A 13,080-nucleotide genomic window follows, 5' to 3' on the forward strand; every position below is an offset into this window, starting at 1 on the left:
ATGCGCTGGATCATAGGAATCAGCCTCAGGTTCCGAACGATCGTCGTTGCGCTGGCGTGTGTGGTGATGGTGCTGGGTTCCCTCCAGCTCAGTTCTGCGTCAATCGACGTCTTTCCCGAATTCGCGCCGCCACGCGTGGAAATCCAGACTGCCTGCCTTGGTTTGACCGCGCAGGAAGTCGAGGAGCTGGTCTCGGTGCCCATCGAGGCATCCCTGAGCGGCATGCCCGGCCTCGACGAGCTCCGCTCGAAATCCGTGCCCCAGCTTTCCTCGATCGTGCTGGTGTTCAAACAGGGCACGGATCTGCTCAACGCCCGCCAGCTTGTATCGGAACGCATGGCGTCGGTGACGGCGGCGCTGCCCACCTGGGCCGCTCCGCCGGTGATGCTGCAGCCGTTGTCGTCCACCAGCCGCGTCATGAAGATCGGCATGACCTCGTCCAACCGGTCCATGATCGAAATGTCCATGCTGTCCTACTGGACCATCCGGGCCAGGCTGCTCAGGGTCCCGGGCGTGGCCAACGTGGCCATTTGGGGCGAACGGCTCCAGATGCTGCAGGTCCAGGTCCAGCCCGAGCGGCTCAAAGCCCAGAATGTCTCGCTCAACCAGGTCATGGAGGTCACCGCCGGAGCCGTGGACGCGGGGCTGCTTCAGTACTCGCCCGGAAAGTTCATCGGCACCGGCGGCTTCGTCGGCAGCCCGAATCAACGGATGAGCGTCCGCCATGTCCAGCCGATCACCAGCCCCGCTGACCTGGCCCGCGTCACCATTCGGGAAAATCACGGCGTCGCGCTCCATCTGGGCGACGTGGCACGGGTCGTCGAGGACCACCAGCCGCTGATCGGCGACGCGGTCATCAACAACGGGCACGGGCTCATGCTCATCGTGGAGAAGCTTCCGTGGGGAAACACGCTGGACGTGACGAAGGGGGTCGAGGAAGCCCTTCACGAACTCCAGCCGGGAATGAGCGGCATCACCTTTGACACCACCATCTTCCGCCCGGCCAGCTTCATCGAGGAGGCGATTTCCAACCTGAGCCTGGCCCTGCTCCTGGGCTGCCTGCTGGTGGTCATGATTCTCAGCGCCTTCCTGTTCCAATGGCGCACCGCGCTGATCAGCCTGGCGGCCATTCCGCTCTCCCTGCTCACGGCCGTCATGGTCCTCTACGCCACCGGCAGTTCGGTGAACACGATGGTCCTCGCCGGGCTCGTCATTGCGGTGGGGGTCGTCGTCGACGACGCAATCATCGACGTCGAAAACATCATGCGCCGGCTGCGGCAGTACCGCGCCCGGGGCAGCGACGAATCCACGGCGTCGGTGGTCCTGAAGGCCTCGCTGGAAATGCGGAGCCCCATTGTCTACGCGACCCTGATTATTGTCGTGGCCGCCTTTCCCATCCTTTTCTTGGACGGGCTGACAGGCGTCTTCTTCAGGCCACTGGCCGTCTCCTACACCCTGGCTGTCATGGCGTCGATGCTGGTGGCGCTGACAGTGACGCCCGCCCTGGCGCTGATCCTGCTGGGCCGGGCAAAACTGGAACAACGCGACCCGCCGCTGGTCCGCGTCCTCAAGCGCGGATACCATGCCGTCCTGTCCCGCATCATGAAACGGCCTCGCTACGGCTACCTCGGTTTCGGAGCACTGGCGGTTGTGGGGCTTATGGCCGCTCCCCTGCTAGGCCAATCCCTGTTCCCCACGTTCAAGGAACGCGACTTCCTGATGCACTGGGTGTCCGAGCCCGGCACGTCGGCGGCAGAGGAATACCGCATTGCCCAGCGGGGCTGCGAGGCCTTCCTCAAGGTGCCCGGTGTCCTCAATTGCGGGACGCACATCGGGCAGGCTTTCCAGGCGGACGAAATAGTCGGCGTCAACGCCGGCGAACACTGGATCAGCATCGACCGCCACGCCGACTACAACAAGACAGTGGCAGCGGTCCAGGAAGTCGTCGACGGTTACCCGGGCCTGCACCGTGACGTGCAGACGTACCTGAAGGAGAGGATCGAAGAAGTCCTGACCGGCGCCAGCGAACCGATCCTGGTGCGCGTCTACGGGGACGACCTCAACGTGCTGCGTGAGCAGGCACAACGGATCCACAAGATCCTCACCGACATCCCGGGAACTGACGATGCGCACATCTCCCTGGAGGTTGAAGTGCCGCAGATCACCGTCAAGGTGAATCTCGCGGCGGCGGAAAAGTACGGGCTGAAACCCGGCGACGTGCGGCGGGCGGCCGCAACGCTCGTGGCCGGCGAAGAGGTGGGCGACGTCTTCCGGGACGGAAGGGCCTACGATGTCCAGGTCTGGAGCACTCCGGAGACCCGCACCAGCGTCACGAGCATCCAGGACCTGCCCATCGATACGCCGAGCGGGCAGCGTGTGCGCCTTGCCGATGTCGCCGCGGTCAGCGTACAGCCCACCCCGAACCTCATCGACCGGACCAACGGTTCGCGCAGGGTCGAAGTCGGTTCCTTCATCGATGCCGGGGCGGACCTGGGCCAGGTGGTCTCACAGCTGCAGAACCGGCTGGAATCCCTTGACCTGCCCGAAGGCTACAGCGTCCAGCTTCTTGGCGAATACACCGAGCGGCAGGCTGCCACCGAACGCCTGACAATTTTCGCGGTGGCGGCCCTGGCACTGATCTTCGTGTTCCTCCAGGCATCGTTCCGGAGCTGGCGGCTGGCCGTCCTCGCCCTCCTCACCTTGCCCATAGCGCTCGTGGGCGGGGTGCTTGCCGCTTATTTCTCCGGCAGGGTCCTCTCGCTGGGATCGCTCGTAGGGTTCCTGACGGTCATGGGAATCGCGGCCCGGAACGGCATCCTGCTCATCAGCCATTGCCAGCACCTGGAACGGAATGAAGGAGTCGCGTTCGGCGGTCCGCTCGTGTTGCGGGGCGCAGGGGAAAGGCTGTCGCCGATCCTCATGACCACCCTCGCCACCGGGCTCGCCCTGGTGCCGCTGGTCATCATGGGAGACGTGCCGGGCCACGAGATCGAGCACCCGATGGCCATCGTCATCCTGGGAGGCCTCCTCACCTCAACGCTGCTCAACCTCTTCATTGTGCCGTCGCTGTATCTGCGGTTCGCCAAGAGCAAACGCGCCCGTGCCCGGCAACCCGGATCTGCGGATCCGGCACTGCAGCCCGCTCAGTGATGCGGCCAAACTGACGACGGCGGCATGGTCGCCTCGCCGGAACAGGCACTCCGCCCGCCGGCAGTCACTAAAAGTGGCCGCCGGCGGCGGCGGCGCGGTAGCGTGCGAGCACGTCGGGGGCCGGACGGGCGGCTGTCTCTTATACACATCTAGATGTGTATAAGAGACAGGAGCACGCCGGCAGCCTGCCGGGCCGCGCCGTCGGCCACGTACTCCCCGGTTCCGGCACCACGACCGGCAGGCCGAAGATGGCTGCCGCCGCCTGCTGCACGGCGGCGGAGCGCGCGCCTCCGCCAACCAGGATGATCCGCTCCGCGGAAACCCCCAGGTCCGTGAGCGCCTTCAACCCGTCCGCGAGGGAGCAGACGATTCCCTCGACGGCGGCGCGGGCCAGGTTCTCCGGCGTGAAATTCTGCAGCGTCATCCCGTGCAGCGAGCCCGTCGCGTCCGGGAGGTTGGGGGTGCGCTCACCCTCGAAGTACGGGACGAAGACGAGGCCGTCGGCGCCGGGACCGGCAGAAAGCGCGAGCTCGGAGAGCCGCGGCAGGCTCACCGACAGCAAGGCGGCGGTCGCGTCGAGCACCCGGGAAGCGTTGAGTGTGCACACCAGGGGCAGGTAGTGGCCCGTTGCGTCAGCGAAACCCGCAACCAGGCCGAGGGGATCAGCCGTGGGTTTGTCGGCGACGGCGAAGACCGTGCCGGATGTCCCGATCGAAACCACGACGTCGCCCACCCCGGCGGCCACGCCGAGAGCCGCCCCGGCGTTGTCCCCGGCGCCGGGGCCGATCAGTGCGCCGGCGGGCGTGGCGAAACCGCTGGCAAGCGGCGCAAGGACCGCAGGCAGCACGGGCACGTGCCCGAGCGTGCCCCCAAGTACCTCGGGGAGGTAGGCGCCGGTTGCGGGTGACCAATAGCCCGTTCCGGAGGCATCTGAGCGGTCCGTCCGGAGCGCGGCCAGGCCCTCCGCGCCGCTTCCGGGTCCGAACCCGGCCAGCCGCCAGCTGAGCCAGTCGTGCGGGAGGCAGACGGCGGCCGTGCGGGCTGCGTTGTCCGGTTCGTTCTCGGCCAGCCAGCGCAGCTTGGTGGCCGTTATGGAAGCGACGGGTACCGTACCGGTGGTCCGGGCCCAGTGCCGCCGGCCGGCGTCGTCGCTCCCCTGTCCGGCTTCCTTGATCAGGGCCGCTGCGGACGGGGCGGAACGCGTGTCGTTCCACAGCAGGGCAGGGCGGACCACGTCGCCGGACGCGTCGAGGCAGACCATCCCGTGCTGCTGGCCCCCCACTGATATCGCGGCAACGCCGTCGAGGCCGCCCGCCTGGGCGATCGCTTCCTGCAGGGCCTCCCACCAGGCGTCGGGGTGCACCTCGGAGCCTCGCGGATGCCGGGCTGATCCGTGGCGCACCAGCGCACCGGTCTCGGCGTCACGGATGACCACCTTGCAGGATTGGGTGGAGCTGTCGACTCCGGCAACCAGGGGCATCGGCTGTTCTTTCGGTCGGGGCCCACGCCGGGGCGGGGGCCGGTGCTGCCGGGCCCGCAGGAGCGGGCCCGGCAGCGGTTGAGGATTCCGGTATCAGCGGGCGCCGAGCAGGTGTTCGATGGCGAGCTGGTTGAGCCGAACGAACGCGAAGGAACGCTCGGCGGTTTTGTCGGCGTCGAACATCGCGAACGCGCTGGCGTCAGCCAGCAGGTCCGCGGTGGTCTCGCCGGCGGCCAAGGTGGATTCGCCCAGCTCGAAAACGCCGGAGGTCTTCAGGGCTTCCTGGACGTCGGGGTCGGCGCGGAAGGCTAGGGCGCGTTCCTTCAGCAGCAGGTACATGGCCATGTTGGACTTCGCGGATTCCCAGACGCCGTCGTAGCCGTCCGTACGCGAGGGCTTGTAGTCGAAGTGGCGCGGGCCGTCGTACTTCGGGCCGCCGTTGGGGAAGCCGTTTTCGAGCAGGTCCACGGTGAAGAAGGCGCTGGTCAGGTCGCCGTGGCCGAAGACCAGGTCCTGGTCGTACTTGATGCCGCGCTGGCCGTTGAGGTCGATGTGGAAGAGCTTGCCGGCCCACAGCGCCTGGGCGATGCCGTGGGTGAAGTTCAGTCCGGCCATCTGCTCGTGGCCGGTCTCGGGGTTGAGTCCGACGATGTCGCCGTGCTCGAGCTGGGCGATGAAGGCCAGGCCGTGCCCGACGGTGGGCAGGAAGATGTCGCCGCGGGGCTCGTTGGGCTTGGGCTCCAGGGCGATGCGGAGGCCGTAGCCCTTGTCCTTGATGTAGGCGGCCGCCGTGTCGACGCCCTCCTTCATCCGATCCAGGGCGGCGGAGAGGTCCTTTGAGCCGTCGTATTCGCTGCCTTCCCGCCCGCCCCACATGACGAAGGTTTCGGCGCCGAGTTCAGCGGCCTGGTCAATGTTGCGCAGCACCTTGGCGAGGGCGAACCTGCGGACGGACCGGTCGTTGGAGGTGAAGCCGCCGTCCTTGAACACCGGGTGGCTGAAGAGGTTGGTGGTCACCATGGGGGTCTTCAGGCCCGTCTCGGCCAGGGCTGCCTTGAAGTTCTTCAGGATCAGCTCGCGTTCGGAGGACGTGGCATCGAAGGGAACGAGGTCGTTGTCGTGGAACGTGATGCCATAGGCGCCGAGTTCGCCCAGCTTGTGGACCGCCTCCACCGGGTCCAGGGCCGGGCGGGTGGCGACGCCGAACGGATCGGCGCCGGTCCAGCCGACAGTCCACAGGCCGAAGGTAAAGCGGTCTTCCGGGGTTGGCGTAACAGCCATAGTGAGCACCTCATTGGGCTAGCAGGATATGGTTCCAGAAAAGGAAACGAATTAGTATGGAATCTGAACTATATGGGTTGTGGTGAACTTGGGTCAAGAGTTTTTGGCGCGATGCCGAAAGAAACCGGAACGAACAGCGGAAGGGCGGACGATGCGCGGGGTAGACAGTGCAGGCTGAGGCTCCCGGCCGGGTCCAGGATGTGCGGCGGCAGAATCTGGCCGTGGCGCTGGGCGCCATCCGGCGGACGGAACGCTGCACCCGGGCCGAGATCGCCGCTCGCACGGGCCTGACCAAGGCGTCTGTCTCGAGCCTGGTCGCCGGCCTGCTGGAAACCGGACTGCTTCAGGAAGTGGGGGTCACCCGCGACGGCGAGCGCGGCCGGCCAGGAAGCGGACTCGTGCTCAACCGGCAGCGGGGGGCGCTCGGCGCGGAGATCAACGTTGACTACCTGGCAGCCGGCGTCGTGGACCTGCTCGGTGAAGTGCGCGTCCAGGAAGTGGTTGAGCGGCCACCGGGCGGCAGCCCGGAGGAGGTGCTCGGGGAACTACGCGCCCTGGCGCGGCGGGTCACCACGGCAGCCGAGGCTGACGGGATGGTGCTGCTGGGCGGAGGGCTGGCCGTGCCCGGCCTCGTGGATCCGGCGCGCGGAACCGTCCTGACCGCACCGAACCTCGGCTGGCGGGATGCCACGCTGGTGCAGCACCTGGAGGCCCTGCTCCCCGGGGCCCCGCTCGGCGTCGTCCTCTCCAACGAGGCCAACAGCGCAGCCCTGGCGGAACTTTGGTACGGCCACGGCTCCTCCTACCGGGACTACCTCTACGTCTCGGGCGAAGTCGGCGTGGGCGGCGGGCTCATTTTCGGGTCCGAGCTCTTCGCGGGCCCCGGCGGACATGCCGGCGAAATCGGGCACCTGGTGGTGCAGCCCGACGGCCGGCCATGCAGCTGCGGGGGCCGCGGATGCCTGGAGACCGTCGCCGGACAGCAGGCGATTTTCTCCGCCGCGGGCATCGACGGCACAACGACCGCCGACCGGATGGCCGCACTCCTGGGAGCCCTTGGGGCCGGCTCGCCGGAGGCGTCCCGGGCCGTGGAGACGGCCGGCCATTATCTGGGCGTAGCACTCGCGTCCGCCGCCCGCATGGTCAACGTGTCCGCGGTGATCCTGGGCGGGCATTTCGCCGGGCTGGACCGGTGGATCCGGCCGAGCCTGCTGCGGAGCCTCGGCAGCTACGCCCCCGGCGTGGTGCCCCCGGACGGCGTCGCCTTCTCCGGCCTCGGGCAGACCGCTGCGCTGCGCGGGGCGGCGGGAAGCAGGCTGCGCGAGGTCTTTGCCAGTCCGCATGACCTGCTGAACTGACCGGCTGAGCGGACCCTTCGCAGGGGTGCTTCGGCGGGGGGCTCTCAGCGGCGGGCAGTCAGCGGCGCAGTCGACTCGCGGACCACCAGGTGAGTGGCTAATTCCACGCGGCGGGAGTCCAGCAGCTCGCCCCGGGCCTGCCTCAGCACGAAGCGCATTGCGGCCCGACCCATCTCCTGCAGGGGCTGCGCCACGGACGTCAGCGCGGGCACCGCCTCCTCGGCCTGGAACGTGCCGTCGAAGCCCACCAGGCTCAGATCATCGGGAATGCGGATGCGCTGCCGGCGGGCCTCGGCAAGCACGCCCAGGGCAATGCTGTCACTGGCCGCAAATATCGCCGTCGGGCGTTCATCCAGGGCCAGAAGCTTCCGCAGGCCCCGCACGCCGTGCTCCGGACGGAAAACGCCCGGGACGACGTACTCGTCGTTCACCGCCACCCCGCTTGCCATCAGCGCGGCCATGTAGCCGTGCTGGCGGGCCTGGCTGCATTCGGCTTCCGGCGGACCGCCCAGGTAGGCAATCCGGCGATGCCCCAGCTCCAGCAAGTGGGCGGTGGCGGATTTTCCACCGGCCCAATTGCTCGCGCCGACGCTCACCACATCTCCCGGCGGCGGATTAAGCGGATCGATGACGACGACGGGAATGTGCCGCCGGTAGAACGCGTCCAGCTGCGCCTCCCCAAACGCGGAAGTCACAACAATCAGCCCCACGCGGCCTTCATCCAGGATGCGCTGGGCCCGCCGCTCGGGGGTCAGCTTTGATGCCGACTGCTGGCTGGTGACGTTCAACATGACCTGGACGTCCTCGGCGGCGGCATGTTCCATCACTCCGTTGAGGACCTCCACGGAGTAAGCGGAGTTGAGGGAATCGAACACCACTTCCACGGTCGGTGTGCGGCCCTCGGCCGTCCTGCGCTGCAGGGGAGACTGGTACCCCGTGAGCTCAAGCGCGGCCAGAACCTTGGCCCGGGTGACGGCAGCAACGTCTTCCCGCCCGTTGATGACCTTGGAGACGGTCGGAGCCGAGACGCCGGCTTCCCGCGCGACAGCGGCCAGCGTTGGCCTGTCCACGCCCTGAACAGTTGACACAAGAACCCCCGGAAGTTTCGAAAAGTTTCGATGCAAACAGTTTGTACCGTGCGCCCCGCGAGGTCAACCGTTCATTAGTCAACGTTCTGAACTTTTTTCAGTTTTGGTCTTGACTGGTGATCTGGGTCACCGTTACTTTGGGTTGCACGAGTCGCAGGTTTTACGAAATTTTTCGAAACCCAAGACCACACAAATCATCATCAGCGGCACGCGGCCTCCCGTTGGACGGCAGGCCTGCCACCTCTCACACCCGGGCAATCAGCGCCGACCCCGGAGGACGGATGAAAGATCAGATGAATACCCGTAAGTTGCGCACCGCCGCCATGGCCATCTCCGCCGCCGCACTGTCTGTCAGTCTGGCGGCGTGCGGTTCCAGCGGCCCCGCAGGTTCCACCTCCGCAGGTTCCGGCACCGCCACGATGTGGGGACTGACCGGAGGCAACCAGCCTGTGCTGCAGAAGTCGGTGGCGACATGGAACAGCGCCCACAGCGACCAGACCATCAAGCTGGACTTTTTCGCCAACGATGCCTACAAGACGAAGGTCCGCACAGCTGTGGGCGCCGGCGAGGGCCCCACCTTTATCTACGGGTGGGGCGGCGGTGTCCTGAAGTCCTACGTGGATGCCGGCCAGGTGGAGGACCTCTCCGCGTTCATCAAGGAGAACCCCCAGGTCAAGGACCGCTACCTTCCCTCCGTCCTGAAGAACGGTGAAATCAACGGCAAGACCTACGCGCTGCCCAACAACAACGTCCAGCCCGTCGTCCTGTACTACAACAAGGAAGTGTTCGACAAGGTCGGCGCCCAGCCGCCCAAGACCTGGGACGACGTCATGGCCCTCGTGCCGAAATTCAAGGAGGCCGGAATTGCGCCGTTCTCCCTGGGCGGGCAGTCCAAGTGGCCGGACCTGATGTGGCTGGAATACCTTGTTGAGCGCATCGGCGGCCCCGAGGTCTTCGCCAACATCGCTGCAAACAAGGCCGGTGCGTGGTCGGACCCCGCGGTCAGCGAGGCACTGACCAAGATCCAGGAACTGGTCGACGCCGGCGGCTTCGTGAACGGCTTCTCCTCCATCGCGGCTGACAGCAACGCGGACCAGGCCCTGCTCTATACCGGCAAGGCAGCCATGGTGGTGCAGGGCGGCTGGATCTACCAGGGCATGAAGAAGGACGCGGCAGACTTCGTGAGCAGCGGCAAGCTCGGCTTCACCACCTTCCCCACTGTCTCGGGCGGAAAGGGCGACCCCGCCAACGTCGTCGGCAATCCGTCCAACTTCTGGTCGATCTCTTCCAAGGCCACAGACGAGCAAAAGAAGGCCGCACTCAACTACGTCAAGGACGGAATGTTCACTGACACCGATAAGGACGCCCTGATCAGTTCCGGGGCTGTGCCGGTGGTCAACGGCATCGACAGCAAGCTCGCAGCGTCACCGGACAAGGACTTCCTCACGTTCGTCTACGGCCTGGCCAAGGCGGCCCCGAGTTTCACCCTCTCCTGGGACCAGGCGCTGAGCCCCGCCCAGGGCGACGCGATGCTGTCCAACCTTGACCAGATCTTCCTCAAGAAGATCACGCCCGAGCAGTTTGTCTCCACGATGAACGCCACGATCGGAAAGTAGAGCCGTGGCTGTAGACAGTTCCATCCGCCGGGGGGTCCGCGACGCGGGCCCCTCGGGGTGGCTGGCAGTGCCGGCCCTCGTATTCTTCCTGGTGTTCGCCGTTGTGCCGCTGGCGGGCGTGGTTTTCCTCAGCTTCACGAGCTGGGACGGGCTACGCGAGATCCGCCTTGACGGGTTGAGCAGCTGGGCGACCGTCCTCAGCGATCCGGTCACCGGCAACGCTCTGCTCGTAACCGCCAAGATCATGTTCTTTTCCTTCATCGTGCAGGCGCCGATCAGCCTCCTGCTGGGGGTGTTCACGGCGGGCGGTCAGAAATACCGGGCAGCACTCGCCGTCCTCTACTTCCTGCCGCTGCTGCTATCGTCAGCCGCTGTTGCCATCGCGTTCAAGGCGCTCCTGGACCCCAACTTCGGCCTCGGCCCCGGGCTCCAGGTGCCCTTCCTGATCCAGGACTGGCTCGGAAACTCGGACCTGGTCCTGTTCGTGGTGGTGTTCGTCATCGCTTGGCAGTTCGTCCCGTTCCACACGCTCATCTACCAAGGCGGCGTGCGGCAGATCCCCACATCGCTGTATGAGGCGGCAGAAATCGACGGCGCCGGCCGCGTCCGGCAGTTCCTGAACATCACCCTGCCCCAGCTGAAGTACACCATCATCACCTCCTCCACCCTCATGGTGGTGGGAAGCCTGGCCTACTTCGACCTCATTTTCGTCCTGACCGGCGGCGGCCCCGGTTACAGCACCAGGCTACTGCCGCTGCACATGTACCTGACCGGTTTCAAGGCCAACGACATGGGCGCCGCTAGTGCCCTCGGCGTCATCCTGATCGCCATCGGGCTGGGCCTCGCCCTGCTCCTGCAGCGGCTTGGCGGCAAAAACCGGAACGCAAGCCAATTGGAAGGAGCCTGATGGCTTCCACGACACAGCTTCCGGTTCCGCCGGCGGCACCCGTCCGCACCGCGGCGGCCCCCCGTCCGGCAATCAGGCGTGCCTCGCGTTTCCGGCCGAACCTCCTCGGCGGCCTCGGTGGCTGGCTCTGGCTCCTCGTCATCATCCTGCCCATCTACTACGTGGTGGTCACCAGCCTGAAGAACCAGGCCGGGTTCTTCGCCTCCAACCCCATGCTGCCGCCCGCTGCACCCACACTGGACAACTACAAGCTGGTCCTGGAAAACGATTTTGTCCGGTACTTCACCAACAGCGTCATCGTCACGCTGGGCACCGTCATTCCGGCACTGTTCGTCTCGTTCATGGCCGCCTACGCAATCGTCCGCGGCAAGGGCCGCTTCCTGAGCTGGACCAACAACCTTTTCCTGCTCGGGCTGGCCATTCCCTTGCATGCCACCATCATTCCGATCTACTGGATGATCACCCGCGCTCACCTGTACGACACCCTGCTGGCGCTCATCCTGCCGTCCATAGCGTTCGCCATACCCGTCTCCGTGCTGATCCTTTCCAACTTCATGCGGGACGTGCCCAACGAACTTTTCGAGTCAATGCGGCTGGACGGCTGCTCCGACTGGTCCATGCTGTGGCGCCTCGCGCTGCCGATGACCAAGCCGGCCGTGATCACCGTGGGCATCTACAACGCCCTGCACGTCTGGAACGGCTTCCTGTTCCCGCTGATCCTGACCCAGAGCCCGGGCACCCGCGTGCTGCCGCTCTCGCTGTGGACGTTCCAGGGCGAATTCAGCGTCAACATCCCCGCGGTTCTGGCGTCCGTGGTGCTGGCCACGCTGCCGCTGCTGGTGCTCTACGTTGTGGCCCGGCGCCAGCTTCTCAGCGGCCTGACCGCGGGCTTCAGCAAATAATGCCGCGGTGGTCGAGCTTGTCGAGGCCCGGTTTCGGCAAGCTCGCCACCAGAAGCTCAACCACCAGAACCTCGACCACCTAATAGCCGGAAGGACCACTCTTGACTGATACACAGCCGCTGCGCGTCGGCATGGCCGGGTACGCGTTCATGGGCGCCGCCCACTCACACGCCTGGCGGACGGCGCCCCGCTTTTTCGACCTGCCCCTGCAGCCGCAGCTCACGGCGGTGGCCGGCAGGAACGCCGATGGCGTCCGGGCTGCCGCCGGGAAATTGGGCTGGGAGTCGGCCGAAACCGACTGGCGGCGCCTGATTGAACGCGACGACATTGACCTGGTCGACATCTGCACCCCCGGCGACACCCATGCCGAAATCGCGGTCGCCGCCCTTGAGGCCGGCAAGCACGTGCTCTGCGAAAAGCCGCTGGCCAACTCCGTGGACGAGGCGGAGCGCATGACCGCCGCAGCCGAGGCGGCCGCAAAGCGCGGGGTGTTCGCCATGTGCGGATTCAGCTACCGCCGCACGCCGGCGCTTGCACTGGCCAAGCGGATGGTGGAGGAAGGCCGGCTCGGAACCATCCGGCACGTCCGCGCCCACTACCTGCAGGACTGGCTGAGCGACGAGAACGCGCCCATGACCTGGCGGCTGGACAAGGGCAAATCCGGATCCGGCTCCCTAGGCGACATCGGTGCGCATATCATCGACACCGCCCAGTGGCTCACCGGCCAGAAGATCGCCGGTGTTTCGGCGCTGCTGGAAACGTTCGTGCCCGAGCGGCCCCTGGCCGGGAACCTCGTGGGGCTCGGCGGGCAGGGTGACGCAGGCGCTGAGGCGCCCCGCGGGGCCGTCACCGTTGACGACGCCGCGATCTTCAGTGCCCGGTTCGACGGCGGCGCTGCTTCAGCTGGCGCCGTCGGCGTCTTCGAAGCCACCAGGTACGCCCTCGGCAGGAAGAACGCGATGCGCCTGGAGCTGAACGGCACCAAGGGATCCCTCGCCTTCGATTTCGAGGACATGAACGTTCTTTCCTTCTACGAGGCCGCCGACTCCCCCGACGCCGGATTCCGCCGGATCCTCGTGACAGAACCCGAACACCCCTATGTGGGCCATTGGTGGCCTACCGGCCACGGCCTGGGCTACGAGCACGGGTTCACCCACCAGGTGGTGGACCTCGTCAACGCGCTGGCGCAACGACGGCAGCCGGAACCGACGTTCGCGGACGCCCTCCAGGTCCAGCGGGTGCTGGCCGCCGTGGAATCCAGCGCGGCACATTCCAGCCAGTGGCAGGCGGTCTAAGCG

At 66.5% G+C, this 13,080-nt stretch carries 8 protein-coding genes and 1 pseudogene; 6 read left to right on the plus strand and 3 right to left on the minus strand.

Going from position 1 to position 13,080, the window contains the following annotated elements:
• Entirely contained in the window at nt 1-3,150 is a 3,150-nt protein-coding gene (locus B1A87_RS17605) for an efflux RND transporter permease subunit (RefSeq protein ID WP_078027495.1), read from the plus strand.
• Nucleotides 3,151-3,320: 170 nt separating this feature from the next.
• Here the strand turns inward: B1A87_RS17605 and B1A87_RS17610 are convergent.
• Together B1A87_RS17610 and xylA are read right to left on the minus strand one after the other, a co-directional pair.
• Nucleotides 3,321-4,630, minus strand: a pseudogene (locus B1A87_RS17610) (xylulokinase); the annotation flags it as partial.
• Nucleotides 4,631-4,723: 93 nt separating this feature from the next.
• The gene (xylA, locus tag B1A87_RS17615) at nt 4,724-5,911 is read right to left on the minus strand and encodes a xylose isomerase (protein WP_078027497.1); all 1,188 of its coding nucleotides are present in this window, start codon (nt 5,909-5,911) and stop codon (nt 4,724-4,726) included.
• Nucleotides 5,912-6,111: 200 nt separating this feature from the next.
• On the opposite strand from xylA, the gene B1A87_RS17620 reads away from it, so the two are divergent.
• The gene (locus tag B1A87_RS17620; RefSeq protein ID WP_260680920.1) at nt 6,112-7,269 is read left to right on the plus strand and encodes an ROK family transcriptional regulator; all 1,158 of its coding nucleotides are present in this window, start codon (nt 6,112-6,114) and stop codon (nt 7,267-7,269) included.
• 44 nt (nt 7,270-7,313) lie between these two features.
• Here B1A87_RS17620 and B1A87_RS17625 read toward each other — a convergent pair whose 3' ends face one another.
• Nucleotides 7,314-8,339 (minus strand): LacI family DNA-binding transcriptional regulator, encoded by a 1,026-nt coding sequence (locus B1A87_RS17625; RefSeq protein WP_260680921.1) that lies wholly within the window; start codon nt 8,337-8,339, stop codon nt 7,314-7,316.
• Between the two features lie 311 nt (nt 8,340-8,650).
• On the opposite strand from B1A87_RS17625, the gene B1A87_RS17630 reads away from it, so the two are divergent.
• The 4 genes from B1A87_RS17630 (at nt 8,651) to B1A87_RS17645 (ending at nt 13,077) form a co-directional block, all read left to right on the plus strand.
• Nucleotides 8,651-9,973, plus strand: a complete 1,323-nt coding sequence (locus B1A87_RS17630) for an extracellular solute-binding protein (protein WP_078027500.1) — start codon at nt 8,651-8,653, stop codon at nt 9,971-9,973.
• A 4-nt stretch (nt 9,974-9,977) separates the two neighbouring features.
• Nucleotides 9,978-10,880 (plus strand): carbohydrate ABC transporter permease, encoded by a 903-nt coding sequence (locus B1A87_RS17635; protein ID WP_078027501.1) that lies wholly within the window; start codon nt 9,978-9,980, stop codon nt 10,878-10,880.
• On the plus strand, nt 10,880-11,782 hold the full coding sequence (locus B1A87_RS17640; RefSeq protein ID WP_078027502.1) for a carbohydrate ABC transporter permease: 903 nt from the start codon (nt 10,880-10,882) through the stop codon (nt 11,780-11,782). The genes B1A87_RS17635 and B1A87_RS17640 overlap by 1 nt, the downstream gene beginning before the upstream one ends.
• Nucleotides 11,783-11,883: 101 nt before the next feature.
• Nucleotides 11,884-13,077 carry a Gfo/Idh/MocA family protein gene (locus tag B1A87_RS17645; RefSeq protein ID WP_078027503.1) on the plus strand — a complete coding sequence of 398 codons (1,194 nt, stop codon included), beginning with the start codon at nt 11,884-11,886 and terminating at the stop codon, nt 13,075-13,077.
• Nucleotides 13,078-13,080 lie beyond the last annotated feature (3 nt).

This window comes from Arthrobacter sp. KBS0703, assembly GCF_002008315.2.
In the GTDB taxonomy this organism is placed as follows: Bacteria; Actinomycetota; Actinomycetes; order Actinomycetales; family Micrococcaceae; genus Arthrobacter.

What these genes read in the sequence shown, in the direction of transcription:
- xylA (WP_078027497.1), bottom strand. Translation starts at nt 5,911, where the DNA reads ATGGCTGTTACGCCAACCCCGGAAGACCGCTTTACCTTCGGCCTGTGG.
- B1A87_RS17630 (WP_078027500.1), top strand. Translation starts at nt 8,651, where the DNA reads ATGAATACCCGTAAGTTGCGCACCGCCGCCATGGCCATCTCCGCCGCC.
- B1A87_RS17640 (WP_078027502.1), top strand. Translation starts at nt 10,880, where the DNA reads ATGGCTTCCACGACACAGCTTCCGGTTCCGCCGGCGGCACCCGTCCGC.
- B1A87_RS17605 (WP_078027495.1), top strand. Translation starts at nt 1, where the DNA reads ATGCGCTGGATCATAGGAATCAGCCTCAGGTTCCGAACGATCGTCGTT.